35 protein-coding genes are annotated in these 25,505 nt (G+C 40.7%); 7 read left to right on the plus strand and 28 right to left on the minus strand.

The window, feature by feature from the left end:
• Nucleotide 1: 1 nt before the first annotated feature.
• The 4 genes from I6L24_RS08750 to I6L24_RS08765 all read left to right on the plus strand — a co-directional run bounded on the left by I6L24_RS08750 (nucleotide 2) and on the right by I6L24_RS08765 (nucleotide 4,969).
• Complete coding sequence (locus I6L24_RS08750) at nucleotides 2–805, plus strand: DUF817 family protein (RefSeq protein ID WP_004279575.1); 804 nt, start codon at nucleotides 2–4, stop codon at nucleotides 803–805.
• Between the two features lie 143 nt (nucleotides 806–948).
• Nucleotides 949–1,419, plus strand: a complete 471-nt coding sequence (locus I6L24_RS08755) for a DUF3015 family protein (protein ID WP_004279577.1) — start codon at nucleotides 949–951, stop codon at nucleotides 1,417–1,419.
• Nucleotides 1,420–1,496: 77 nt separating this feature from the next.
• Nucleotides 1,497–3,383 (plus strand): Lnb N-terminal periplasmic domain-containing protein, encoded by a 1,887-nt coding sequence (locus I6L24_RS08760; protein WP_216985895.1) that lies wholly within the window; start codon nucleotides 1,497–1,499, stop codon nucleotides 3,381–3,383.
• Between the two features lie 188 nt (nucleotides 3,384–3,571).
• The gene (locus tag I6L24_RS08765; protein WP_004279580.1) at nucleotides 3,572–4,969 is read left to right on the plus strand and encodes a diguanylate cyclase; all 1,398 of its coding nucleotides are present in this window, start codon (nucleotides 3,572–3,574) and stop codon (nucleotides 4,967–4,969) included.
• An 11-nt stretch (nucleotides 4,970–4,980) separates the two neighbouring features.
• Here the strand turns inward: I6L24_RS08765 and I6L24_RS08770 are convergent, their stop codons facing one another.
• The 16 genes from I6L24_RS08770 to I6L24_RS08845 all read right to left on the minus strand — a co-directional run bounded on the left by I6L24_RS08770 (nucleotide 4,981) and on the right by I6L24_RS08845 (nucleotide 15,120).
• Nucleotides 4,981–5,541, minus strand: a complete 561-nt coding sequence (locus I6L24_RS08770) for a DUF4385 domain-containing protein (protein WP_004279582.1) — start codon at nucleotides 5,539–5,541, stop codon at nucleotides 4,981–4,983.
• Nucleotides 5,542–5,655: 114 nt separating this feature from the next.
• Nucleotides 5,656–6,090: a hypothetical protein gene (locus I6L24_RS08775; RefSeq protein ID WP_004646396.1), complete on the minus strand. Its 435-nt coding sequence runs from the start codon at nucleotides 6,088–6,090 to the stop codon at nucleotides 5,656–5,658.
• A gap of 323 nt (nucleotides 6,091–6,413) precedes the next feature.
• Entirely contained in the window at nucleotides 6,414–6,962 is a 549-nt protein-coding gene (gene folE / locus I6L24_RS08780) for a GTP cyclohydrolase I FolE (RefSeq protein WP_004730181.1), read from the minus strand.
• A gap of 93 nt (nucleotides 6,963–7,055) precedes the next feature.
• On the minus strand, nucleotides 7,056–7,739 hold the full coding sequence (locus I6L24_RS08785) for a Smr/MutS family protein (RefSeq protein ID WP_004279587.1): 684 nt from the start codon (nucleotides 7,737–7,739) through the stop codon (nucleotides 7,056–7,058).
• Between the two features lie 197 nt (nucleotides 7,740–7,936).
• Nucleotides 7,937–8,743: an indole-3-glycerol phosphate synthase TrpC gene (gene trpC, locus I6L24_RS08790; protein WP_004279588.1), complete on the minus strand. Its 807-nt coding sequence runs from the start codon at nucleotides 8,741–8,743 to the stop codon at nucleotides 7,937–7,939.
• A 20-nt stretch (nucleotides 8,744–8,763) separates the two neighbouring features.
• Entirely contained in the window at nucleotides 8,764–9,810 is a 1,047-nt protein-coding gene (gene trpD / locus I6L24_RS08795) for an anthranilate phosphoribosyltransferase (protein WP_004279589.1), read from the minus strand.
• A 9-nt stretch (nucleotides 9,811–9,819) separates the two neighbouring features.
• Nucleotides 9,820–10,404 carry an anthranilate synthase component II gene (locus I6L24_RS08800; protein ID WP_004279590.1) on the minus strand — a complete coding sequence of 195 codons (585 nt, stop codon included), beginning with the start codon at nucleotides 10,402–10,404 and terminating at the stop codon, nucleotides 9,820–9,822.
• A 117-nt stretch (nucleotides 10,405–10,521) separates the two neighbouring features.
• Nucleotides 10,522–10,791, minus strand: a complete 270-nt coding sequence (locus tag I6L24_RS08805) for a helix-turn-helix transcriptional regulator (RefSeq protein ID WP_004646401.1) — start codon at nucleotides 10,789–10,791, stop codon at nucleotides 10,522–10,524.
• Complete coding sequence (locus I6L24_RS08810; RefSeq protein ID WP_167333202.1) at nucleotides 10,792–10,956, minus strand: hypothetical protein; 165 nt, start codon at nucleotides 10,954–10,956, stop codon at nucleotides 10,792–10,794.
• A complete protein-coding gene (locus I6L24_RS08815; protein WP_167333203.1) occupies nucleotides 10,953–11,114 on the minus strand; it encodes a hypothetical protein in 162 nt (53 codons plus the stop codon). The genes I6L24_RS08810 and I6L24_RS08815 overlap by 4 nt, the downstream gene beginning before the upstream one ends.
• Nucleotides 11,114–11,497, minus strand: a complete 384-nt coding sequence (locus tag I6L24_RS08820; RefSeq protein ID WP_005097185.1) for a hypothetical protein — start codon at nucleotides 11,495–11,497, stop codon at nucleotides 11,114–11,116. The genes I6L24_RS08815 and I6L24_RS08820 overlap by 1 nt, the downstream gene beginning before the upstream one ends.
• Complete coding sequence (locus I6L24_RS08825; RefSeq protein WP_005262278.1) at nucleotides 11,497–11,739, minus strand: hypothetical protein; 243 nt, start codon at nucleotides 11,737–11,739, stop codon at nucleotides 11,497–11,499. Before I6L24_RS08825 ends, I6L24_RS08820 begins: the two co-directional genes overlap by 1 nt.
• Before the next feature lie 130 nt (nucleotides 11,740–11,869).
• A complete protein-coding gene (locus I6L24_RS08830; RefSeq protein WP_216985896.1) occupies nucleotides 11,870–12,994 on the minus strand; it encodes a hypothetical protein in 1,125 nt (374 codons plus the stop codon).
• Complete coding sequence (locus tag I6L24_RS08835) at nucleotides 12,991–14,151, minus strand: ATP-binding protein (RefSeq protein ID WP_004893792.1); 1,161 nt, start codon at nucleotides 14,149–14,151, stop codon at nucleotides 12,991–12,993. The genes I6L24_RS08830 and I6L24_RS08835 overlap by 4 nt, the downstream gene beginning before the upstream one ends.
• Before the next feature lies 1 nt (nucleotide 14,152).
• Nucleotides 14,153–14,689, minus strand: coding sequence for a hypothetical protein (locus I6L24_RS08840; RefSeq protein WP_216985897.1), 537 nt, complete (start codon nucleotides 14,687–14,689; stop codon nucleotides 14,153–14,155).
• The gene (locus I6L24_RS08845) at nucleotides 14,686–15,120 is read right to left on the minus strand and encodes a hypothetical protein (protein ID WP_005262271.1); all 435 of its coding nucleotides are present in this window, start codon (nucleotides 15,118–15,120) and stop codon (nucleotides 14,686–14,688) included. The genes I6L24_RS08840 and I6L24_RS08845 overlap by 4 nt, the downstream gene beginning before the upstream one ends.
• 220 nt (nucleotides 15,121–15,340) lie before the next feature.
• On the opposite strand from I6L24_RS08845, the gene I6L24_RS08850 reads away from it, so the two are divergent.
• A complete protein-coding gene (locus I6L24_RS08850) occupies nucleotides 15,341–15,553 on the plus strand; it encodes a hypothetical protein (RefSeq protein ID WP_004893802.1) in 213 nt (70 codons plus the stop codon).
• Here the strand turns inward: I6L24_RS08850 and I6L24_RS08855 are convergent, their stop codons facing one another.
• From I6L24_RS08855 to I6L24_RS08905, 11 genes are all read right to left on the minus strand, one after another.
• Nucleotides 15,554–15,799, minus strand: coding sequence for a hypothetical protein (locus I6L24_RS08855; protein ID WP_004893803.1), 246 nt, complete (start codon nucleotides 15,797–15,799; stop codon nucleotides 15,554–15,556).
• A 206-nt stretch (nucleotides 15,800–16,005) separates the two neighbouring features.
• Nucleotides 16,006–16,509, minus strand: coding sequence for a hypothetical protein (locus I6L24_RS08860; protein WP_005262270.1), 504 nt, complete (start codon nucleotides 16,507–16,509; stop codon nucleotides 16,006–16,008).
• A 43-nt stretch (nucleotides 16,510–16,552) separates the two neighbouring features.
• Nucleotides 16,553–17,500, minus strand: coding sequence for a GGDEF domain-containing protein (locus I6L24_RS08865; protein ID WP_216985898.1), 948 nt, complete (start codon nucleotides 17,498–17,500; stop codon nucleotides 16,553–16,555).
• Between the two features lie 151 nt (nucleotides 17,501–17,651).
• Nucleotides 17,652–18,005, minus strand: a complete 354-nt coding sequence (locus I6L24_RS08870) for a hypothetical protein (RefSeq protein ID WP_005262268.1) — start codon at nucleotides 18,003–18,005, stop codon at nucleotides 17,652–17,654.
• Nucleotides 18,006–18,078: 73 nt separating this feature from the next.
• Nucleotides 18,079–19,211, minus strand: a protein-coding gene (locus I6L24_RS08875; RefSeq protein WP_227548722.1) for an IS3 family transposase whose coding sequence is annotated in 2 segments (ribosomal slippage) — nucleotides 18,079–18,959 and nucleotides 18,959–19,211 — 1,134 coding nt in all. Because the reading frame shifts where the segments join, the coding sequence is not laid out codon by codon here.
• A gap of 284 nt (nucleotides 19,212–19,495) precedes the next feature.
• On the minus strand, nucleotides 19,496–19,831 hold the full coding sequence (locus I6L24_RS08880; protein WP_216985899.1) for a hypothetical protein: 336 nt from the start codon (nucleotides 19,829–19,831) through the stop codon (nucleotides 19,496–19,498).
• Between the two features lie 161 nt (nucleotides 19,832–19,992).
• Complete coding sequence (locus I6L24_RS08885; protein WP_216985900.1) at nucleotides 19,993–20,907, minus strand: hypothetical protein; 915 nt, start codon at nucleotides 20,905–20,907, stop codon at nucleotides 19,993–19,995.
• 18 nt (nucleotides 20,908–20,925) lie between these two features.
• Nucleotides 20,926–21,867, minus strand: a complete 942-nt coding sequence (locus I6L24_RS08890) for a hypothetical protein (protein WP_216985901.1) — start codon at nucleotides 21,865–21,867, stop codon at nucleotides 20,926–20,928.
• 76 nt (nucleotides 21,868–21,943) lie between these two features.
• Nucleotides 21,944–22,246, minus strand: a complete 303-nt coding sequence (locus I6L24_RS08895) for a hypothetical protein (protein WP_216985902.1) — start codon at nucleotides 22,244–22,246, stop codon at nucleotides 21,944–21,946.
• Nucleotides 22,247–22,372: 126 nt separating this feature from the next.
• On the minus strand, nucleotides 22,373–22,591 hold the full coding sequence (locus I6L24_RS08900) for a hypothetical protein (RefSeq protein WP_005262245.1): 219 nt from the start codon (nucleotides 22,589–22,591) through the stop codon (nucleotides 22,373–22,375).
• A 12-nt stretch (nucleotides 22,592–22,603) separates the two neighbouring features.
• The gene (locus I6L24_RS08905; RefSeq protein WP_005262244.1) at nucleotides 22,604–23,377 is read right to left on the minus strand and encodes a LexA family transcriptional regulator; all 774 of its coding nucleotides are present in this window, start codon (nucleotides 23,375–23,377) and stop codon (nucleotides 22,604–22,606) included.
• 117 nt (nucleotides 23,378–23,494) lie between these two features.
• On the opposite strand from I6L24_RS08905, the gene I6L24_RS16555 reads away from it, so the two are divergent.
• Both I6L24_RS16555 and I6L24_RS08910 read left to right on the plus strand, forming a co-directional pair.
• Nucleotides 23,495–23,719: a hypothetical protein gene (locus tag I6L24_RS16555; protein WP_005262243.1), complete on the plus strand. Its 225-nt coding sequence runs from the start codon at nucleotides 23,495–23,497 to the stop codon at nucleotides 23,717–23,719.
• 56 nt (nucleotides 23,720–23,775) lie between these two features.
• Nucleotides 23,776–24,258 carry a phage regulatory CII family protein gene (locus tag I6L24_RS08910; protein ID WP_216985903.1) on the plus strand — a complete coding sequence of 161 codons (483 nt, stop codon included), beginning with the start codon at nucleotides 23,776–23,778 and terminating at the stop codon, nucleotides 24,256–24,258.
• A gap of 22 nt (nucleotides 24,259–24,280) precedes the next feature.
• Here the strand turns inward: I6L24_RS08910 and I6L24_RS08915 are convergent.
• Nucleotides 24,281–25,503, minus strand: a protein-coding gene (locus I6L24_RS08915) for an IS3 family transposase (protein WP_148335412.1) whose coding sequence is annotated in 2 segments (ribosomal slippage) — nucleotides 24,281–25,167 and nucleotides 25,167–25,503 — 1,224 coding nt in all. Because the reading frame shifts where the segments join, the coding sequence is not laid out codon by codon here.
• Nucleotides 25,504–25,505: the final 2 nt, after the last annotated feature.

Genomic DNA, 25,505 nt, shown 5'->3' on the forward strand with positions numbered 1-25,505 from the left:
CTTGATCGATCTATTCAAATCAGGGTTTGAATTTACTTATAAGGCAGCTTCGGCTGCCTTATTTGGGATTTTACTCCTGCTCGCTTTTGCGCTGACTGCTTCTATGGGCAGCGATCTCTTCATTGGTTTTTACCGGTATGACTATCTGCTTTTTTTTGCTTTGCTGATTCAGGTGATATTGCTCTATACCAAACTGGAATCCTGGGCTGAAGCCAAAGTGATTGCGTTATTTCATCTCATGGCCATGGTGATGGAAATCTTCCTGACCCATCCGGCAATTGCTTCCTGGCATTACCCTCAACCCGCAATATTTAAAATCCTGACCGTGCCTTTATTTGCCGGTTTTATGTATTCTGCGGTCGGCAGTTTTTTTGCGCGCTCTTTACGTCTATATCAGGTTTCATTTGAAAAATTGCCGCGTTTTAGCCATATGCTGACATTGGCTGTCTTGTCTTATATCAACTTTATGAGCAAGTTTTTTATTCCCGATTATCGGGTGATTTTATTTGTCTGGAGCGTGATCATGTTCTGGAAAACCAGAATTCGCTTTCAGCTGAATCGGCATACTTTTCAGTTGCCGATGTTACCCGTACTGCTGATTCTGGCGTTTATTATCTGGATTGCCGAGAATATCAGTACCTTTTACCAGATCTGGCTCTATCCAAGCCAGATTGAGCAATGGCATATGGTGGGATGGGGCAAACTGGGCTCCTGGTATTTGTTGTTACTGCTGAGTCTGGTGTTGGTGCTGAAAATTTTGGGACAGCGTAATTCACAAGGCGATTGGGCGCTCAAGGAACAGTAAAATCAATCAGGTTATGTTTATGTAAAGCATACATTTTTTCAATTGCGCCAAACTTGACTTGTCGCTACTCTGCTGAGTATGTAATTTAAATTACATTATTAGAGTAATAACAAAGATTGCATGAGAATAATTGGAGAATAACTATGTTGAAAAAAATTATGCTGGCGGCGGTATTGGCGACTGGTTCAAGCATGGCGATGGCTGACCGAGATGTCGGTTGTGGTATCGGAAGCCAGGTATGGGCGGGTCAGTCTGGTATTATTCCTAAACTCTTTGCAGGTACGACCAACGTTCTGTTCACGAATCAGTGGCTCGGGATCACTTTTGGTACTTTAGGTTGTAGCCAGGGCGGTACCGTAACCGCTCAAGTGGTGACCTTTACCAATGAAAACGCTGAAGCATTGGCGCGTGATATGGCAGTTGGAGAGGGTGAAAGCCTGAATGTTCTGGCTGAACTTTTGAATATTAAATCTGAAGATAAAGCTCGTTTCTTTAGCGTTTCCAAGCAGAATTTCTCTGAAATTTATTCCGAAGAAAACCAGAATACATTACAAGTTTTAAGCACCTTACAAACTGTGATGGCCAAAGATGAAGTATTGAAATCCTACATCTGATCCGCACCCTAAAAACCCTGCTGTTCTGGCAGGGTTTTCTTATGACTAAAAGAAATTGATGAGAATAAGTTAACTGAATGAAATATGCGTTCTTCATGTTGGGCCTGACATTCAGCCCTTTAAGTTTTTCTAGCGAAATTAATCCAGACATCCAGCATTATATCGCTCAGGCCGAAACTCAGCGTCTGGATCAGAGCACTACCTGGCAACGTCTCATGTATGCCAATCCCCAAGGTCATAGCGAGGTTAACTATTCGGGCTATTTCCTGGCAGAGCAGGGAAAAACTGATCTAAAAAAAGAAATGCAGCATAACATTCAGGCTTTATTCCTGAGCGCAGAGCCGAATCAGTCCGTCCGCTGTAAGTTTCCTGCACGCAGCAGCTGGTTAATGCAGCAATTGAATATTTCCGAGCAACAATTGCCTGCGGTCAGTTGCCCGGATTTGGATAAATGGATTGGCGAGGTCAAGCCTTATGAGGCAACCCTGATCTATGCCACGGATTTTATGGGTAATCCCAGCTCGATGTTTGGTCATACCTTGTTGCGTCTGGACCCTAAAGACCAGCAACAACTCAATCTGATTTCTTATGCGGTCAACTATGCTGCGACGGTCGATGGCAATGACAACTGGTCCTTTGCCTGGAAAGGGCTGACTGGACAATATCCGGGTGAATATTCACTGATGCCGTATTACCGCAAGGTCAAAGAGTATGGTGACTTTGAAAGCCGGGATTTGTGGGAATATGAATTAAACTTAAGTCCGCAAGAAACCAGGTTTTTGGTACAGCATCTCTGGGAAATGCAAAATGTAAGTTTCCCTTATTATTTTATCAGTGATAATTGCGCTTATCGCCTACTGGGACTGTTTGATCTGGTACGTCCCGAGCTAAATCTACAGAAACAGTTTAATTCGACTGCGATTCCGATTGAAACACTAAAAGTAGTAGAACAGCAGGGCTTGATCAAACAGAAAGTTTACCGTCCGGCGCTTGAAACTCAATTGCTGGCACAGTCCAGACAGCATGGCAAAGCGCTGGCAAAAACTGCGCATCAGCTGGCTTATGCAGAAACAGGTGCAATGCCTTCAATCTTGCAGCCCTATCCGGCAGAAGATCAGGCCAAAATTCTGGAAATGGCCTATGATCATTTATATCTGGACTTTCTCCGACAAACAGTCGATAAATCATTTTCCCAGCCACGTTTTCGCAAGTTATTAGGCTTAAGAAGTCAGCTGAATATCGAGAAGCAGCGTAAAGCGCCTGAACGTCCAAAAATAGACCCGGTACAAAGCCATCATGCACGGAATATCAGTCTTCAGGCCGGACAGGTTCAGGGTGAATCCTTTGTCCAGCTAGGGCATCGGCAGGCTTATCATGATCTCATCGACCCGCAAGGCGGTTTTCGAACCGGCACACAATTGCTGTTTCTGGATGGGGCTTTGCAATATCGTGACAGTGAGCTCAAGCTGGAACATCTGGATCTATTTACTGTCAATTCCTATAACCCGGTCAATCCGTTTAATACGCCATTATCTTGGGGTTTTAATTTGGGCTGGAAACAGGAGGCACTGGATGCGCATGGCCAGTTTAGTGACGATGAACAGCATGGCGTCGCCAGCTTAAAAACTCAGGGTGGTTATAGCTGGGCAAATGCCAGCCGTGAACATCTATGTTATTCACAAATGCAAACTCAGCTACAGGCAGGCAAGGCACTGGATCAGGGCTGGCGCGTAGGTGCAGGCCCTACTGTGGGGTGCCAGAATATCTGGAGCGATCAGATCAACAGTCTGGTGCAGGTGGAACTGCCTTATTGGGAAGATTCGCATCGCTGGCAGCTGAAACTGAATACTGAAATCCAATATGCATTCAATCCACAACATGCACTTCGGCTGTCTTGGGAATATCAGCAACAGCAGTCCAAAGACTGGGATCAATGGAGTCTTGGTTTGATTCGGTATTTTTAAGATTTATTTAAAACTATTGATAAAGTGCTGTGTATCCATGAGGCTACTGTTTAGTTTTCCCTTGTATAAAAAGATTGGCTTGATTTGGTACAAATAATCTGGTCGATATTTTAGGAAAAATACCTGATATTTGTTATATTTATCACATAATGTGAGTACAAATTGCAAGGTTTTGGGGAACAGACAGTATGAATAATGAATGCATGGCAAGACTGGCCGAGCAATGGGAACAGATCTGTCAAAATTATTCATCTGATGACTTATTGCATGCCTTTCATTTTATTCAAGATCATTCCCTGATTCTGGTGGAAGAATTCTATAAAAACATGCTCATTGAAAAGGAATCTGCAGAATTCTTTTCCGATGACTTGATTCAACAGCGCTTGCGCGACACTTTAAATGCCTGGCTACTTGAAAGCTTTGGTGTAGGGATTAATAAACGCTATGCCGATGCCGTGCAGAAACAGGCGATGGTGGGGCATGTGCATGCGCGTGTCGGAATTCCATCCTGGCTGATCATGCGCGGTGTACGTGAAATTGAGCGTAAAATGTTTGAACTGCTGGATGAGAATCCTCATCACAGTATGTTGACTACCTGCAGTTATATTGTCCAGATCATGGGGTTTGCCACAGAAGTCATGTGCCGATCTTATGAAGCCAAAACAGCCATGAATCAGGAAATTAAACACAGTTATCGTGTTTTTTCAGCGATGCAGGATGTGGCCGTACAAAAAGATAAACAGCGCAGTTCATTGCTAGACTGGGAAAATGAGCTCATGTTCAAGGTCTTTTCTGAGCATGAAAAATTGAATCATCCGATGTTGTCCAAGTCGGAGTTTGGTTTATGGTTTATTCATAAAGCCTCTTATGCTTTTACCGGCTCTGACCAGGTCGATTTAATCATTGAACGAATTTATCAAGTCGATGAACTTAATCAAGATATTATGGACTGTACGGACAAAAACAATATGCTGGGACTGATCCAACGAATCCGTGACTTGAACCGTGAGATTCAGTTGTTAGTAGATCAGTTATTTCAGGTGGCCGAATATATTGAATCAGGTAATGATTCATTGACCCAGTTATTGAATCGTCGTTATTTGAATACCATTATTTCACGTGAAATCACTTTTTCCCGTAAGAATCATACGCCTTTGTCTTTACTTGCCATTGATGCTGATTATTTCAAAAGTATTAATGACAAATTTGGACATGCAGCAGGTGATCTGGCCTTGAAATTTCTGGCCGAAGCATTGCAAAAATACAGTCAGGGCAGTGATTATGCTTTCCGGGTCGGCGGTGAAGAGTTTTTGCTATTACTGGTGGATACTGATGAGAAACGTGCCCTGAATATTGCCGAAAGTATTCGTAAATATATTGAAAATGGCATGATTAATTCGGCACAAGGCCAGCAGTTTAAATTTACGGTCAGTATTGGTTGTGTGCTTTATGATGGACATCCGGATTATCAGCGCTTCCTGAATGCGGCAGATTCTGCCTTGTATATGGCGAAGAACAACGGGCGTAACAGAGTTTATATGGCTCATCAGTCCTTGAACCCTGTCGCACAGCCACTCTCAGTTTAAATGAAAGGTTTTTAGCCAGTTGCAGACTGCTGCTCTATAAATTCCTGAAATTTCTGTTTTTGCTGGAGATATTCGGGATGATTTTTAGCTTCATCCCATTTCTGTTTAAAGATTTTGGCAGCAGCGGCTTTAACCGGATCTTCATGATTACGTGGCAGCTCGGAACGGCCATGCGCACCACTCAAGCCTTTTTTATCCTCCGGAACCGGGCCATCGTATTTTTTGCCACCTTTATGATTGGCATAACGTCGGGCACGGGTGAAACCCATCTGTAAAAACTTGCGTGCCATGTCCGCACCGATAAAATCTTCTTGCTTTAAATAGTCCAAGAAAAGCTGATAGATTTTCTCGCTACTCGCTTGGGCTTTTGCTTCATCTGCAAAGCGCCAGTGTGGCAGGATTTCCGATTTATAAGGCTCAACCAGTAATACACCTTGTTCACCACGGCCAATCCGGTAGAGCTGGGGTCGTTTACGAAAATTAATCTTTGCAAAGTCCAGAAAATAATCAAAACTATTCGAAACTACACGTGACGGACGTTTTGGTGGGGTTACTTTGGCAGATGACTTCATATTCGGCCTTTTCTGAAATTTAAAATGACTCAATATTTCAGCTAATACAAATTATAAAAACGAAAGGACAAGATACAGAAAAGCCCCTGTCATTTAGAGCTAGGGGCTTTCATTTTACTTCGATTTTTTTGAACTGGTCTTCGAGGTTTTAGCCTTGGTTGACTTGCTCTTAGAGGAGCTACTCGACTGCTTTTTAGCAGGCGCCGATTTTTTTGAAGAAGACTTTTTCACTTTAGTGTCGTCTTTACTCTTGTTGCTGCTTTTCGCTTTAGCCGGTTTTTTCGCGGAAGAGGTCTTTTGGTCTTTCGCTTTATCACTGGCTTTTGAGCTCGAATTTTTCTTCGCCTTCACTTTTTCATCTTTGCTGGCATTGTCTTTCTTAGAAGATGCCGCTTTAGATTTACTGCTCGCCGCTTTTTTAGTGACTTTGCGATCACTGTCTTTGTCACTACTCTTATTCGACTTTTTCAGTTTCTCATCTTGGGTCTTTTTAGCAGTTTTTGCTGATTTTTTGCTGTCTTTCGCCTGGTTATTTTTACTATTCGCCATGGTTACTTTCCTTATCATTAAAAATCAATCAGAAAGATATAAAGCGCTTTGCTGTATATCAACTTCAAATTACTTTAATGGGAGAGCGGCAGGATTAAAACTTTATCGTGTATCCAAGTGTAGGCTTGTTGCAAACACAAGCAGGAATTGTTTGAGTTCTAGACTGAAACATAGCAAGTTTTGGGACAGGTCTTTAAACCCTGTTACCAGGTGTTATTTATAGCAAGTGAGCTTTTGAATTAAGTATTGATATCCTCTTCCTTTAAAAGCAAAAAACCCCGAATGATCGAGGCTTTGAGTAACTTATTTTTAAGCTTTAATAATTAATAGCTTTCTGGAACCGCACTTAAAAATTCACGACGTGTTTCTTTGTCGGTTTTAAAATCACCAATAAATGATACCGTACGTGTGGTTGATTCCTGCTTGCCTACACCGCGCATCATCATGCACATGTGCGCAGAATCAATCATTACTGCAACACCGCGTGCTTTGGTGACTTCAGCCACTGCTTCTGCAATTTGCTGAGTCAGATTTTCCTGAATCTGCAAACGGCGTGCAAACATTTCAGTAATACGGGCAAATTTAGACAGGCCTAAAACATGACCTTCTGGCAAATAGGCGATATGTACGCGGCCATAAAATGGCAATAAGTGATGCTCACATAGCGAATAAAATTCGATGTTTTTAACCAGTACCATTTCACGGTTATCGGAAGGGAAGACCGCCTTGTTGGTCACTTCTTCAAGTGTCTGGCTATAACCCGAGGTTAAATATGAAAATGCTTTCGCAGCGCGCACAGGCGTATCTTTGAGACCAGGGCGATTTAGATCTTCGCCAACGGCAGTAAGAATGTTTGCGTAGGATTGCTGCATAGTCATATGACGTATTCACTTAAACTGAGAATGAACAAGGACGGCATTGTAGCAGAAAACTTTTACAATGCCTTGTTTTGAGGCTAAAACCGTTTACTGTTTGAACTTTGGATTCTTTTCTGCACGTTTGAGCAGAACCAATACCGCACCGGTACCACCTTGCTTTTCAGGTGCACTGACAAAAGCCAAAACATCGCGATGCTGACGCAGCCAGCCGTTGACATAGGTTTTTAAAATCGCTTCCGGACCTTTGCCATGTATGATTTTAATCACGTTCTGGTTTTCATCTTTGGCGATCTGGATAATCTGCAGCACGGCTTGACGCGCTTCTTCCACGGTACAGCCATGCAGATCCACAGCTTCAAACCAGCGCAAGTTACCGGCTTTCAAGTCTTCAAACACTTTATGCTGCAAGGTGGCGATGCGATAGCTCAAGTTGGCCTGACTGCCGACAGGATTGAGCATGGCCTGAGTATCTGATAAAGCCATTGCCTCTGTTTCCAGCGGGCCAGTAGCCGCTGCACGCTTTGCCAAGATTTGTGCATCCGGCTTTTTCTTGCGTGGTTTGTCCAGTTGAACCGTATTTCCCGATTCAATTTTTTGTACGCCCTGCATTTGCTTGCGGAATAATTCCAGTTCTTCTAACGCTTCTTGCTCGACAGTCTTTTCAACAGGTGCAGCAACGACCGCAGGTGTTTGCGGCTGTGTAATTTGCTTCTTAAAAGATTTCAGCAGGTTGTACTGATCTTTAGATAATGAAGAATCGTGTTTACTCATAATGTAAAAACAAGGGAGATGCGGAATTTACAAGAATTATAGTCTGAAAATAGACAAAGGAGAACTGAATTGCGTTCATGACATTGCTGAGGATTTTAAATACGCTCGAGAATCTATGATCTACTTTTCAATATTGAAAATAAAAAAGCCCAATCCTGAGATTGGGCTTTTTTAATGCTTAGGTGAGCATTTACATTTTAAACCGCTTCAGGCTCACCAAACAGATCGCGGAAAGCATGATCCGGACGTGGTTGTTTCATGAAGCTTTCGCCGACCAGAAAGGCGTGAATATCATTTTTCTGCATCATCGCAACATCCGCAGGTGTGGCAATACCACTTTCAGTCACCAGCAGGCGTGAAGGGTCCAGTAATTTTTTCAAACGTAATGATGTGTTTAAATCCACATCAAAGGTTTTTAAATTACGGTTATTTACACCGAGCAGACAACGATCAGAAAGTTTTAAAGCACGGGATAGTTCTTCTTCATCGTGAACTTCAACCAGTACATCCAGATGATGTTCAAATGCAGTTTTAGACATTTCTTCTAACTGCTGGTCAGACAGGCAAGCCACAATTAGCAAGATACAGTCTGCATGCAGGGCACGTGCTTCGATAACTCCATAAGGATCGATCAGAAAGTCTTTGCGCAGTGCAGGCAGGTCGCAATGTGAACGGGCAATCTGAATGTTGTCATCGTGACCCTGGAAAAAGTCTACATCGGTCAGCACCGATAAACAGGCTGCACCTGCCTCCTGATACTGTGCTGCAATTTCCGCAGGGTTAAAGTTCTCGCGAATAATGCCCTTGGATGGCGAAGCTTTCTTAATTTCAGCAATGACACCCGGACGTTTCGACACTAAAGACTGGGCAAAACCACGCACAGGTGATGCACCTTGTGCCAGTTCTTCCAGATCTTTATAGCTTTTCTGCTTTAAACGTAGGGCAAATTCTTCTTTTTTACGGTCAACAATTTTGCCTAAAATTGTATTTGCGATATCCACCATGATCAAAATCCCTGACCGAATTAAGCTTCGTAATGTTTAATAGTTTTGGTAAATTCAGACAGTACACTCATTTTCTCAAGTGCCTGACCGCCATAGATAATGTCATGTGCCAGCGCAACACCTTGCTTATAGCTGCTGGTCAAACCGGAGACATAAATACCTGCGCCGGCATTCAGCGCGATCATATTGGCGGCTTTATCGCCGATGTCTGATTTTTTCTTGCCCAGTGCATCTTTGATTAAAGCCAGACTTTGCGCAGAATCTTCCACAATCAGTCCGGTCAGAGTTTGCGATTCAATATCGACCGATTCAGGAATAATTTCCCATTCGGTGACTTCGCCATTTTTCAGTTCAGCAACATGAGTTGAAGAGGCTATACTGATTTCATCCAGACCATCACGTGAATGTACTACCATCACATGTTCAGCACCGAGCTGTTTCATAACTTCCGCAATCGGACGGCAGAGTTCATTGGAAAATACGCCAATGACCAGACGTTGTACGCCAGCCGGATTGGTTAAAGGACCGAGTAGGTTGAAAATACTGCGAATCCCCAATTCTTTACGTGGGCCGATTGCATATTTCATGGCTTGATGATGATTCGGTGCAAACAGGAAGCCGACACCGACATCACGGATACAGCGTTCAGTCTGCTGCATATTCAGGTCCAGGTTAATCCCGGCCTGTTCCAGTAAATCCGACGAACCTGATTTGGTCGAAACGCCGCGGTTACCATGTTTGGCAATGGTTGCGCCCGCTGCTGCAATTACAAATGCAGAAGCAGTAGAAACATTAAACAGGTTCTGGCCATCACCACCTGTACCCACGATGTCCACTAAATATGGAATATCACTGACATCAATTTTGGTAGCCAGTTCACGCATAACACGTGCAGCTGCAGTAATCTCATCAATGCTTTCGCCTTTTAGGCGTAAGCCCATCAGCAGGGCACCAATCTGGGCATCGGTCGCTTCACCTGACATGATGGCACGCATCACGTCTTGCATTTGATCCTGAGTCAGGTGAATGTTTTTAGTAATATTGCTTAAAGCTTGTTGAATATTCATAAGATGTTCTTAGGCATAAATTTCGAGAAAGTTTTTAAAGATTTGATGACCATGCTGGCTCAGAATCGATTCAGGATGGAACTGCACGCCTTCGACCGGCAATGTCTTATGTTTCACACCCATAATTTCTTCCATAGAGCCATCCGCTTCATTGGTCCAGCAGGTGACTTCCAGACATTCGGGCAAGGTAGCTTGATCAATCACCAGTGAATGATAGCGCGTTGCAGGAAATGGAGAAGGAAGATTGCTGAAAATCCCGGTATCACTGTGGTACATATCAGACAGACGGCCATGCATGACACGTTTGGCACGCACGATATCACCGCCAAATGCCTGCCCCATACTTTGATGACCAAGACAAACGCCCAGTAAAGGAATTTTGCCAGCAAAATGCTGAATGGCAGGAATAGAAATTCCTGCCTCACTTGGCGAGCACGGGCCGGGGCCAATCACTAAATACTTAGGTTGCCATCGCTCTATATCTTCCAATGTCACGGCATCATTACGGACTACTTTTACTTCTTGATTCAGTTCGCCAAAATATTGGACGATGTTATAAGTAAAGGAGTCATAGTTGTCGACCATGAGAAGCATATCGCACGTAACCTCTTGAGAATTATGAAAATGAGTATCTTTATTTCTAATCGTTACTCACTATGTTACTCACTTTTAGAAAAGTGACTGATTTTACAGGCATTAAAAAGCCGCTAATCAAGCGGCTACTTTACCAGTTTTTGAATGCCTTGTGACAACTTCGTTCACATAACTATTTAGGTAGTAACTTCGTGGACCATCTTTGCTTGGCTGGTCAATTTCTCCTTTTTTAATCCGGTCATACAAAGTTGGTTCGCTCATGTTCATGCGCTTGGCAAATTCCTTGATACTCACTCGGCGCTCATCCTGATTTGCCATTGCTCTTTTAAGCTCCTGCATTTCATCAAAAATGGCTTGGAGTAAATTGTGCTCAGCTTCAGTTCCCATCTAAGACACCTCCTTTAAGCTTTGAACTACTGATTCCGGCAACCCAAAAAAATCATTTAGAGTTTTATCAAATTCACCGCTTTCAATGAATTGATCCATCAGATTTACTTGCTGATCGATATTGCTATCTTCACAAGGCTCACATGGTTTTTGAATATCAGTCATTGTTTTTCTCCTTGAGCCTTCAAGTATTCAAACTTTGCATCTGCCCAGTTCTTAGAATCATATGGGCTTAATCCTTTTTTCTTGCACCAATCAGCGCACCAGAGCCATTGCGCATCGTCATATGGGGTGGGTTCAATTATTTGGTTATTGCTATCCATCACGCCACCTCATAGAAGCGCTTAGCCTCATCAAAATCAGAAGTAATTAACTCAGCACTATCTTTGTAGCAGTGCACGATTTCACCGTACTTAAAAGCTTGTTCAGCCTGCTGCATGTTTTTGCACTGGTACATCGGCTCTTTAAACCAGTCTTCTGTATAAAACATTTGTTCCTGGTGTTCTTCAGCTGTGCCTTCCCACTCTTGAACCTGAAAGTATTCATCAAATGATTCGATCATGAACTGATTACCTTCAGCTTTAGTCATGGCTCTGTATCGAGCCAAAGCACGTTCAGCAATTTCTTTTGATGCAGCAGGTGACTGTTCATGCGGACTATCATCTTCAGGGCAGATTCCTACGCACCACAATTTATTCTTTTCCATCACGCCACCTTTACATCTAAATAATCAGGGTTATCCAGGTGCTCTTCATATTCACCAAATAGCACCTGGCATGCTGCATTGCCTGTTAAATCTTTCTTTAAAAGCACGTAACTCAGTGTCTTGCGTGTGCCTTTGCCGCTAAATGTCGAGCTGCCATCCGCAAGTTCATTTTTGGTATAACCCAATTTTTCTAGCCACAGCTTGAAACCAACTTCATGCTTCTTTTTAATTCTGAAGATCATCTGTACCCCCAGGTGTTCGCAAAATTTCGAAGGCAATCATCAATACCGAATAGGTTGATGTTGCGGTAAGTTCTAACCCGACCTTTGTGCTGCACAAGCAGCACGCGGGTCATTGAAGAGTAGGAGTAACTCATGAAGCCTCCCCAGTTTCAGCAGCTTGAATCAAGGCATCTTTGCGCTGTGCATACAGGCTAAGTAGTTCCTGATGATCAGCTGGAAGTAATTTAGCTGCAGGTATTGCTGGTGCCAGTCGTTCTAAAGTTTCAACTGAATCCATGTCATAGATTCGATTGATCAAAACCTGCTTCTTCTTTTTGTAGAACAGATCGATAGAGGCACTACCATGCTCAGCACTTTCTACTGATGCTTGTTTGCGTGCGGCATTTTCAATTTGATCAATCAAACTTGGTTGCGCGACTTCAATGACTTCTTCTACGATTGGTTCAGGTTCAGCCTTAGGCGTGTATTGTTCAGGATCCAGCTCAAGAAGTTTGTCTTCAGTCAGTTTGCACAAGTGCTGTTGATCTTTTTGATCTAAGTGTCCATTGGCCAGAAATACGTGACGGAATGAAAGAACGTCATCCTCCTTAGTAAACTGATCAATTTGTGCGGTGAACTTTTCAACAAGCTTTACCCGGTCGGTTTCAACTGAATCCGCTTCAATTTCTGTAACTGGAGTTTCAGTATTAATAGTGGCTTCTTGCTCTATGGCTTCAATAGGCTGAATCACCTCTGGCTCAGGCTGTTTTTCAATATCTGGTACAGCATCACCTGGGCCAGCTGGAATGCCAGCCTGTTCAGTCTCATTCTTAGCTTTGATTGAGCGTCTCTTTTTGGGTTTGCCTGTATTGTCTATAGTTGGGGGATAGACAATAATTCGACCAAATAGCTCACCCATTGCCACTAATTGTAATTCGGCATTTTCTTTATCCGCCTGAGCAAAACCATTGTCGACAGCTTTGAAATACTCCATGCACTGTTTGCTGTATTTAACCTGTGAGATATGGTCAGGATGAATAATAAAGATTTCCTGATCTTCCACGACATCATCAAGAGTCAAAGGCTTGGTAAATGTAATACCAGCCAGCTCCATTGTTTCAACCTTGATGCAGAACTCATAGCCTGGCATAGCGAAAATCGTAGCCGGGAATTGAGACAGATCATCAAAATCCATTAACTCACCAGCTGCACGACACATGATATTTCGGCCAGCCATCATTGCCTCAAAAGCTTCTTTGCTATTTAAAATTTTCATGCTGTCATTGCTCCCTTAGCTACTTGTTCTATTTCATTTTTTACGGCTTCAAATTTGGAAGCTTCTATCTGGTTGAGAGCATCAAGCCCTAAGTGTTCACACACTGTTTTCGCATCAAGACCACAGGTATCGATAAAGTCCTGTAGATCGGCCAGCTGCTCATCAGAAATGCCATTGAATTGAGGTGGATTGAACCAGCGCTTTTTCTCTTTTTCGTAGGTGCATTGCATTTCAGCGCCACGTGCCTTAATAGCAGCCCACATTTCTTTTACATACTTATGCTCAGGCATAAGTGACTCAGTAAGCTGATTTAGATCACCGGCATGACTGGCTTCTTCGCAGACTTGCTTACAATGATTAAGGTCAGTGATATTTTTTAACTCTTCAGCTTGTACTGGAGTAAGAGTATTGATGTGGTCCTTGGCTTGTTTAAGCAGATCTGCAAGGAAAGTAGGGGAATGAGCCAGATCTGGAACAGTAACTTGGCCAGAGCAAACTTCCACACCATTCCCATTTGTATGTATTCGACCTAAGCGACCTGAGTTTTTGCCATGGTGTGACTCAGATGGGTTGAAATAGATCGTACGGAGATCATCTCCATTCTCATCGGTAGAAGCGTGTAGATAGCCCATAATGTCTGACATGCGATAAAGCATCGCGCTATTTTTGCCAGCCAGATCTGGACGCACAATTTTGATCTTATTCTTACCAGCTTCCTGCTCTACAGCATGAGCAATAAAAACAATATCTTTACCTAGGTTTTCCCACTTACGAACCATTTTCATAAATAGGTTTCCAGCTAGACCCTGCGCCTTTAATGTCAGTGATTTATCACGTTGCAGGTTGTCACTATTCTTGGAAAGATGATCTTTAATTGCATCCAGCATTGCACCTACAGTATCTGAAACAATAGTTTTATAGGGTGCATAGAAGTCATCCTTAAGATTCTCAAGGTCAAGCCAGCTATCAATACGAACAATTGCGCCACGACGCAGCTCAGCAGATACACGATGCTGACCTTTATCAAAGTCAAAAATTAAAGGCTTTTCTGCGGTATGAGCAATGGTACTTTTACCCATACCAGGATCGGTATACAGGTAGCACTTAATACTTTCTACAAGCAGGGTGTTTTCTGGTGTAAATACTTGAATAGCCATCTCAACGTACTCCTGCAGGACGGTTATTACGCTTAAAGTTCTTATAGTCTTCCGATGCAAAGAAGCCGGTACTTTCTAAAACTTGATGACGCTTGTTCTTTCGCATAGCAACACGCGCATTTTCCAACCCATCTAAAATCCATTTTGGAGTAAGGGATTTATCCATCTTCCTCAATGAGCCATCCGGCTGAATGGAGTAAATCTGCGTATTACAGAAATAGTCAGCAATGGTTCCAGAGCTTTTGACACGTAGGGCAAAATAGCTCGCCCGGGTTTTACCCACTCGATAGATTTCAAGTCCTTCAAAGGTCTTGATGTATTCAGAGAAATAACGATGAGTTGAGCCAAATTCTACCGGCATTGGAATTACAGGCAGCTCATCTGCTTTGAATTGCAGGAAGCCGGTGTAAAGGTCTACAAAATTAATTTGAGTTCGATCATTTAAAGGAGACCAGTCATCAGAGCCGCATTCACACCAGTAGACCGATTGGCCATTCAAGAGTGCTTCAAAAATTTGATCAGCAGAATTTAAAATCATGACTGAACCTCCACCAAGCGGTGCTTCATGATGTAGCCGGCGATCATTGAATTGATTTCGCGGTGATCCTGGTAGTCTGTGAAGTCTTTATACGGATTGCCATTAGCATCGAACACCTTGATTTCACCTAGTTCAACGACTTCTATATTTGTGAATTCGGAACCTGGTACACCGTAATCATCCGGGTATGCTTCAACTTCAAACGAAGTTATTTCCAAACGGAAACCATCCAGATTTACGACTGCTTCACCGCGCATATCGTCGAGCATCTTTAAAGAGACGATTCCATATTCAGATTGAATATTTTGAGTTGGTGCCACCTGGTCAGTACCAAAGTCAGCAAGATGAGCAAACGCTAAGGCGCTTACAGTTAAGGCAGCGGTAAACAGAGTTACCTTGAAGCTATTGTGTGGAGTTAATTTTGTGTTCATAATTACTTTACTCACAGAGAGAGTGTGGGTCATGCCCCAGGTAGTTACCGCTACGTTGGGGCTTTTCTTTGTTTGTGAGATAAAATATACCTGTGAGGTAAAATAAAGTAAATACCTGTTAGGTAAAAATGGTAAAAATATTTTTACTCTTCAGGTGAAATAAGATTTAATAGACAAAAGAAAACCCATCACAGGGATGGGTTGTTTGGAGTTTGTTAAAATGAGCAAGAAGAAATTTCGAGCTGAATTATATAAAGCTTATGTTGCCTCAGGCATACATGACCATGCCCTTATACAGGAATATATTAAAGTTGCCGAAGCTTTTGTGCTTGATAACCAAGAGATTACTGTTAGCGGTTTTCGTGCACTTACTGAAAAAATTAGCACCAATAACGGCCACTCTAATGGCTCTCGTGCTCTTGGTAGAGAGTAGTTATTTTTTACTCTTTTTTAATGAGCTTACAGACTGCATAGTTAAGCCAATTCCGGCCTCCAGATCATCTAATCGCTTAACAATATGATCTAGTTTAATACCAATATGGTTATGTTCCATTACCGCAATAGGAACCCCGCAATTGGAGCATTGTACAAACCAAAACAAAAGATCTGACTTGCCCAAGTTTTGGCTTGAAAGCTCAAAGCTGTGCGATCCACAGCTACCGCATTTTGTTTCTGCCATATTTTTCTCCACCCGATCCAAGAGCCGCTCGGGTATGCGGCAAGGTATTTTTATGAAATTAGAAACGCTTGTTTTAATAGAAGATCGGCTTCATCCCGGCTCAACCCAGATTTACCTGGAGCACATAAAAGAAGATGTGCCTGAATTTTTTGTGCCAGTAGGCGATTACAATAAGCCGATTGGTTATTTGAAATTTAAAAATATCGCTAAAAAAGGCTGCTTTGAATTAAGCTCATTAGAGAGCCTAGATTATCCCAACCCGCATCCACAATTTTCGTTGACAGGTGTTTTATATTCTCGGCAGGCAGCTCTTGAAGCGCACCACGCAATTTCTGCTTATCAACAGGCGATAAATCAGATTGATCCACCTTAAGTTGAAGTATTGTGCGTATGGTGTCAGCCTCAAATCTTACAGTTACCACACCTAAAATAGCTGAAAGACCACCATCATCTTTTAGAAAATCCAAGCCTTTTTCTGTGATTTCCGGCTTCATGATAAGAATGGAGCCACCACCATCTCCAGATTTACTATGCACCACTTTGGTGGAGTTCTCGGTAAGAAGGCCATGACCCTTGAGATAGTTCAAATTGATAGCAATTTTATGATACTCAGCACTATCTGGCTTTCGCTCATAATCAGTCCATACAAATGGGTAGCACTCTGCGATCTTACTTAACAACTCAAGCTGTAATTCTCGATCCAATATCATATAGCTTCCTGCTTATTGAGCCGCGTCGGGTTCGCGTTTTTTATTAATTAGTCTCAGGTGATTTGCTTAGGGCTTTATCCTGATACATTTTTTCATCTGCCTCTATGATAGCTGCTGATAGACCGTATGCTGGATTTCGCATTGCAAAACCAATTGCAGCACTAATGCCAGCTTTTGCAATAGCAGTTTGAATTCTGGTTGCAAGTTTATCCGCATTTTCTCGGTTGGTTTCAATACTGAGTACAGCAAACTCATCACCACCTAGACGAGCGACAATATCATTATTGCGTACAGTGTTTTTGAGGGTTAAAGCCATTTTTTGAATGAGTTCATCACCTGCAGCATGCCCCAAAGTATCATTGGTGATTTTGAGGTCATTAAGATCAATCATGAGAATAGCAACAGGGTGACCATATCGCTTGCAGCGCTTTTCTTCTAATACAATTAACTGGTCCCAAGCACGACGGTTAAAAAGGCCAGTCATCGGATCGGACAATGCCTCCATTTCAAACCGTTCAGCTTTACGTATGTACTCAGCGGCTTTTAATTCAGCTTGAATATTATAGCTAAGCACTTGTGCTAGCAGCTCAAATAATGGAGCTTCCTCGACCAGATTTTTAGATTGAGGTTCAGGATCGATTGCACAGAGAGTGCCAAAAAGGGACCCATCTTCTTTATACAGAGGTTGGCCGATATAGGCTTTAATTGGGACTAAGTGATTTATAGGTGCGTCTACGTAAACTTGAATATCAGGTGAATAGGGGGCAATGCGGGGCGCATTATTTTGTACCATGTGTGAGCAGAACGAATCTGCCCATCGAAATACTTGTCCTGGCTTAACGTCATAACCATTATCTTCACTTAGTAAGACGATCCAGTCATCACCCTCCGTACGCGTAATCATCCATAACTTGAAGCCAAAGCGTTGAGATAAGAACTTTAAAATGGCTTGGCCAGCCTCTTCGAAATTCTTAAAGTTAATATTATTCATTAAGTTAGTCCGTATTTGTACTAAGAGAGATATGGAAAAAAAATTTTTAGACTACAGGGTCATATATTATAATTTTAAACTGATAGGAATATTACTTCATATAATAAAAAGACAACCCACCACTGGGGTGGGTTGCCCTAGAGCAATAATCTTATTTTTTGTATTCAGTAATACTGATAGGTTTGTCTTTCATAAACTCTACAATACCTTCACCAGCTTTGAAGTGAATTGAAACACCATCATTATTGGCTAAACGCATACCACTTCCTGAAATAGCTCGCTTAAGGTGATAAACCTTGCCAGAATTATCTGTCATTTCTGCAGTTTCAAAATTATCCGAAGATTTCAATTCAACTGTAAGATCCATTGGACCAGTAAAGTTAATTACCTGAGTTTCAGCCGGAGTATTGCTCACAACTTTTTCTTGTACCACTTCGTTTTTTGGATTTGAAGTACAGCCAGTAATTGCTAATCCTAACAATGCTGCACCTAACAAATATTTCATTGATACTTACCTAGAGGTGGTCCCACTTGTTTGAACAACTAAAAGCTTATTTATAAGTGATATTCTGCTCTAGTTAAGCTACCTTATTTTGTTGTGGTAGCTGGTCATAGTAAAACTCATCTGGAGTCATTTTGTCCAGACTCGAATGAGGTCGTTTCAAATTATAAAATTCAAAATATGCGTTTAATTGCTTCTTCGCATCCAAAACATTGCTGTAGGCTTTGAGATAAACCTCCTCATATTTAACGCTCCGCCATAATCGTTCAATCATCACATTATCGACCCAACGACCTTTACCGTCCATGCTGATTTGGATGTCATTTGATTTTAACACTTCAATAAACGCATCACTGGTAAATTGACTGCCTTGGTCTGTATTAAAGATTTCAGGTCGACCATATTTTTCAATAGCTTCATTTAATGTTTCTATACAAAATGCAACCTCCATACTAATCGATACGCTATGGGCAAGCACCTTACGGCTGTACCAATCAATCACAGCACATAAGTAGACAAAGCCTTTTGCCATAGGGATATATGTTATATCCGTTGCCCACACTTGATTACTCCGTTGAATATTCAATCCTTTGAGCAGATATGGATATTTACGGTGAGCTTGATTGGCCTGACTTAGATTTGGTTTACGATATAACGCATTAATGCCCATTTTTTTCATTAAAGTACGTGTATGACGTCGTCCTATATGATGTCCTTGACGGTTCAATAAATCACGCATCATACGGCTACCTGCAAAAGGGTATTGCATATGTAATTCATCAATACAGCGCATCAGCTTCAGATCTGATGCACTCACAGGTTTTGGGCGATAGTAATAACAACCACGGGAGACTTTCAGTAGCTTAGCTTGCTTAGATACTGAAATCTGAAGTGAGTCGTCGATTAACTTTTGTGGTTGAAGCGGCCCAGTTTCTTCAACACACCTTCTAAAAAATCAATTTCTAATGCCTGCTCACCGATTTTTGCATGTAGTTTTTTTAGATCAATGGGTGGTTCTGCTGGAGCTTTTGATTGATCGAAGGCTTGCGAGGAAGCCGAAATCAATTGATTTTTCCAGTCAATAATTTGGTTTTGATGAACATCAAATTCAGCACTCAATTCAGCAAGTGTTTTTTCTGCTTTAATCGCAGCAAGTGCTACCTTAGCTTTAAAGTCATTTGAATGATTTCTTCTTGGTCTACGTGTCATAAAATACTCCATATATTGATGTTTATAACATCATTTGGGGAGCAAAATATCACTTATAGGTGTTGTTCAAATTTCCTGATCCACCTCTCCTTTCTATTTATGAATCATAGGTATCTTTATATTAATTGTTATAATGTAACATTTAAAGACAAGGTTACACTTACCTTACATAAAGAAAACCCGCGGATAGCGGGTTAGTGATGCTTTACTTAGTTATTACAGACCTGGTCATGAGAGGTCTTAAGTCCAATATAAAGATTTAATATTTCAGAAGTAAGAAAGCTTTAGCACTGAATAGCATCTTTCTCTTTGTAGTGATCCAAAACCAAATCCATATCAGCCAAAAGTGCAACTTCAGAGTATTCACCGGGTGATAGCTTCAACAAGTTAGGCATATAGTTCTTTTTATACTCACGCGGATAGTCTCTGCATAAGATTTTTACCCGCGCATCTTGAGTAGTGAACTCTGAGTCTAATTTTTCTATGTATTTACTAAGAATATTATCTGAGTTCTCAAGAGCTGTTGTGGTTGTGATTGGATCTATATCTTCATTAAGTTGCTTCTGGCAGCCAACAAAAGCCAAAGATAAGAGTAGGGTAGTAAGTGTGATGTATTTCATAGTTCGGTTTTATTGTTATTGTACTTTGAATTATATAGAGAATTTCATAAAAGAAAACCCACCGGAGGGGTGGGTTCATTTAATAAATTGATGAGTTAGTTTGGCTGTATTTTAAAATAGGCTTTTAGTAGTCATATTTACCAACATAAAAATTATGGTTGTTAAACCTCTAGCTTTGAAGACATATTCTTATTGAAATTAGCCCATCCAAGAATTTTATTGGCAACAATATTTTCTGAGCTTGAATACACAGCTGTAATCCCTTTTCTCTGAAGACGCCATTCAAGTTCGTTTAAATAGTTTTGTCTCTTCTCACGCTCTTCAATTTTTAATAGATTAAACTGTTCATCACTAGGGGTAAGAATAAACAAACCTGTATCATTGTCAGCCTTAAGATGATCCCTTGCTATTTCTAAATTACTTACAGCTTTTAAACAATTTAATTCAATTGTTTCATGGGATGAATAGACAGTGGAAACCATATCTGCAATTTTTTTAGAATTATAAAGCTGAATAGGAACGTTGATTTTACGTTTTATTTTAGAATCATTAATTTCAACTATTGGCTGAAGTGGAAATATCTTGTGATACTCCTGACCCATCTCTTTTTTTAATATTGAACGGATATGGTTTTGAAAAGCGTTTGTCTTTATAGGCTTAAATCTGTTAGTGGAAATGTCTTTATTATCATGTAATTTTGACAATGGAACAGCTTGTAATAGTAAATCATTTAAAATTTGATCAAGATTTTGGCCGCGAGCTAATCCACGTTTTTCATAAATTATTTGTGAAGAAAATGATTTTTCCAGCCCAAACATGAAAGCATCTTCGATTAAGTTTATAGATTCTGTAATTATCTGAGTGATTTCATCTCCATATGCACATTTGACTCTTCCAAAATCTTCGATAAAACGGGTATGACTAATACCATTTTCGTTAAAAATTATCCCTATAGCTAATTGCTCATTCGAAACAATATCTGGAGTGAAGCGAATTTGAGACCAAATTCCACTTACATGAGAATCAGTTTGCGGTAATTTTCTAAACTTTTCTTCTAATCTACGTGAGATACTCATTTCATAATCCTCAAAGATTTAGGAAAAGGTGCTATTTTGGGGGCCAAGCACAATCTCGCAATGACTCTCAAATTCAAGTGTATTGGATGCTCTGAATTCTAAAAACTCAAGTAACATTTCTGATACCGGTTTTTTGGGAACTCCCTCTATTTTAGAATCTAAAAACTCATTATCCAATAAATCTTCTAAATATTCTTGTAGTTTATCTTTAATCTCAGAAAAAGCTTTTGCCTGACTTGCTTTTGATGCTTTTAAACAATCCATTGCATGCTCAGGAATTAGAAGTGGAGTGGAAGAAAATCTCTTGCACAGCGTTTTTATGTAGATATTGAACCAGAATAAGTTTATTGGACGGGTTTGAATAAGATCCCAAGAATTCCAGTTGCTACTCGTGAGAATCTCTCCATGATCAATTAAGGAAAATGTCTTATTGGGTAGTTCTAGGATATTCCCCATATTGCGATCTTCGTTAAAAATCCAATGATCGCAAGCTATAAGCTTGTCTAGCTGTTTCCAATCTTTTAGTGTTTCAAAAAATAAATGTTCTAAATATTGTTGAAGTTTTGGATCATTCTCTTTTTTTATTTCAACTCTTTGATTTATACCTGCATTATCAGTAGAAACCCAAGCATATGTAAACCCTCGATATCTGTCTATTTCAGAAAGTTTTTGCCACATTTCTGGATCTGTATCTTCACTTACTTCTAATTCCAAAATTCCAGCCAATTCTGGCTGGGGCAGGTCTAGAGATTTAAGCATGAGGTAGCCTATGACCTCATTTATCAATCCACGCGGAGAGTTTGCACCATACACTTTAACCCAAGTATTTCTCTTGATACCATCTAACCACTCAATGCTTGCCATGTGGGTTTTAAGTCCAATAACACCATCAACAGCACCTTTTAAAAAAGTTAAATATGAAGACCGGGGTAAATAACATATCGGATCATCAGGGTTCATTTTTCTCTCCGCCCAATCAAAGGGCTGCGTCAGGTTTGCAGTTATTTATTCCAGCTAGCAAAATTAATTGGGCTATTTATATATCTGAATACTTTTCTAAAAACTCATCTATCCATCCTTGTGCCACTTCAAGATTGGTTATGTCCGCCAACTTTAGATTCGTCTCTTCTGCTTCGTTAAAGCCTTCAATAATAGCTTCAAAGATATTTGCCTCACTAATGACCTCGCGTGCTATTTCAGCAGCGTCATAGCTTTGCTTGGCCTTCTTAAGCGAAGCTATTTGCTTATCAATCCCTTCACCGATTTTACCTAATGCCAATTTAAATTCTTGACGATTAATTGTTAGCGCAGTTTTGGATTTATTAAGTGTTGCGATCATTGTGGTTTCCTTCTTAGAGATATTTTATTAAATATTTTCAATCAAAGAGCGGTGTCGGTTCGCATTTTAAAAAGCCATTGAGAACCATGCTATGGCTACTCCTGTAAAGAGTAACCCTAGTCATATTTATTCATCTTTCTTATTAACCATCTTTTGACCCAGTTTTCCTTCCTTGCAAAGTTGAACGATCTGATCATTGGTATACACAGGAATAAAACGGCCTTTCCCAAGTCCTTTAATTAGAACCTGAACATCGAAGGCGGAGAGGGTCACACCTTCATTGTTTTGCGCAGCTTCTTTAAGTCGGTCTACAACTTGATTAATAGGTAGTTGTGAATGATCCATTGTATTATCTCCTTAAGGTTTAACTAGAGCTGATTCCAGGCGACCAATAAAATCAATTTCATTAAGCTGCTCATTGGTAATAAATTCATCTGGATAGCGAATCTTGTCAGGATTATCGCTTGCAAGCCTTACAGTTGTGCTACCTGCATAACTGATGAAAATCCTTTTCATTCTTAGCTCGTAGTTATGTTTAAAAACATATACCGATCCACTTTTAAGCATGCTTGGATCTTTATCAGCCACATCAATAAAGAGAGGGCTATCTGGTGCCACAGTAGGCCACATGCTGTATTCGTCAGAATAAATTACCCGCAAGTTTTCAGGCTTGGCCTGAATACCTAAAATTCTTAATAGTGATGGGTCAATATCTAAATATTCACTTGGATCTTCTAAATAATTCTCTATCCCACTTCCACAAGAGGCCTTTACATCCCTATACACCGGTATTCTCACATTGTTTTTTTTAATCCCTTCAGCACCACGAAATTCAATGGGCGCAATTTGGATCCCGCTTTTATTTGAAATATCACTTAAAGGCATGGTGATGGCATTTGCCTGATCCAAAAAACCTTTAGGCTTACCAAAAGCTTCCTCTATTTTGGTTGCAGTCTCATCGCCAATATTTTTGGTCGGGTTTTTCCCGATGTATTGGCTAACCAAATTATAAGAAATCCCCACCTTTTCAGCAAAATCAGTACGACTCAACCCAGATTCCTTCATTAAGTCTCGAGCATTCTTAAGCCGTATTTCATGAATTTGCATCAAACCAGACATGCCAAACCCCATTATTAAATCCATTACTAAATTTACCTGTTAGGTAGAAAAAATAAATACCCTGACAGGTTGAATAAATTTTACCTAAAAGGTATATTTAATATTAATTTACCTATCAGGTGTATTTTCATGCGAAACCTATATGATTACTGGAAATCCTTAAGCGAGGATGAGAAGCATATTTTTTGTTCTCGTGTAGGGGTGTCTTACGGCTATATGGAATCACATTTGATTCATGGTCGTAAAAAACCCCGCATGGAAACTATCCAAGCAATTGTTGATGCTAGCAATAACAAGCTATCCCACAAAAATCTTTTTGACTTCTTCCTAAAGAAGACCCCAATAGCTGCTTAAACCAATTATCAATCAGTAATCGTTTTAAAGAAACGTGAACAAAAACAGGGATTCACATGATTCTAAAGAAAGAAACAAGAATAGCGATTCATCAGATGATTAATCAGTCCGAAGGATTTGATCCAAAGGATATTGCTCAAGTCACTGGTGATGCGCACAAGACGATTTGCAACTATGGCAATCCAAATATGGAGAACCATGATCCAAGTCTAAAGAAGTTTGAGGCGATCATGCTTTTGACCCAAAACCCGGTAGTTCTGAAAGTTTGGGCGCACATGCTAGGTTTTGTTCTTATGCCGGCAGGTGGAGAAGGCACACATCGTCAGATGACTATCGTAGAGGCATTACTTCAAATGAATTCTGAAACTGGAAAAGCCAATCAAAAGGTTTATGAGGTTTTAGAAGATGGCATGGTGACGCCACAAGAATATGCGGAAGCGAGCGAAATTCTTAATCGCATTATTGAAAACGCTAAAGCGGCGGATATGGCTTTAAGCAAGCAAATGCATAAATTCATGTCTTGTCCTGAAATAGATTGACAGTATTCCACTTCAAACCGAGTTAAGCAATTAGCTCGGTTTTTGTTTGCTCATACATCTGATTCGGGGTGTTCATATTTAAACTTAAATGCGGTCTATAACAATTGTAAATCATGATAGATTCCGCAATTAAGTGATCTAACTCCTTCATGGTTTGACATCGCGTGGTTAAAAACTCCTGCTTTAATATTCCATTAATTCGCTCTGCTAATGCATTCTGATAACAGTCCTTGCCATCTGTCATGGAAGGACATATCCCATAATGGCGCAATGCCGATTGATATAGCTCAGAGCAATACTGAGAGCCTCTGTCTGAATGGTGAATCATCCTGGCTGCCCGATCTGTCACATGCTGCATCGCCATATGTAGTGCCTGCACAACATTCTCTGCACGCATATCATTCGATAACTTATAACCTTTAATCTGTCGGGTATAAGCATCTGTCACCAAGGATAAATAATGCACACCTTCAGCACTCTCAACATAGGTAATATCACTAACAAAGACTTCATTGGCTTGCACCGCTGAATAATCCTTTAATAAATTTGGATGCTTCTTCATCCAATGCTTGCTATCCGTAGTTTTTGTATAGCGACGCTTAGGGCGAATCAATAAGTTATTTTCTTTCAATATTTTAAATAACTGATCCCGTCCACACTTTAAACCACGTTGCAACAATTTGCCTTTAATAAGCCAATACAGCTTACGTGTTCCGATACTTGGCATGAGACAGCGATATTCCATAACCAACTCAAGTATTTGTTCAGTTGCTTGTGCAGTCATTTGAGCACGTTTTTCTGCTTGATAATAAGCTTGTCGGGTGATTCCCAACCACTGACAATAACGTGAAACGCTTAGTCTTCTTTGGCTTTGCCAATCTTTGAAACGTGCTCGGTATACTTTTTTCCAAGATCAGTCCCACATTCTTTATCAATGTGATAAATCACATCCTGAATAAATTCAGTTTTAAGCTTTTCTGCGGCTAACTGCTTTTCTAATTGGCGGATTCGTTGTTGGGGTGTCAATTGGCGTTTAGAAGAAGTCGGCATATTCGAAGTCCAGTCCTGTTGTCCGTGCTTGCGTAACCATACCAGCACAGTTGATCTTCCTTGAATACCATATTTTGCCTGAGCTTGCTTATAAGTAATTTGCCCTTTTTCTACTTCATGTACCACCATCATTTTAAAGGCAAAGCTATAGTCACGTTGTGTACGTTTAACTCGTTGTTCTCGTTTATGTTCCATAA

It is taken from the genome of Acinetobacter lwoffii (genome assembly GCF_019048525.1).
Taxonomy (GTDB): Bacteria; Pseudomonadota; Gammaproteobacteria; order Pseudomonadales; family Moraxellaceae; genus Acinetobacter; species Acinetobacter lwoffii_K.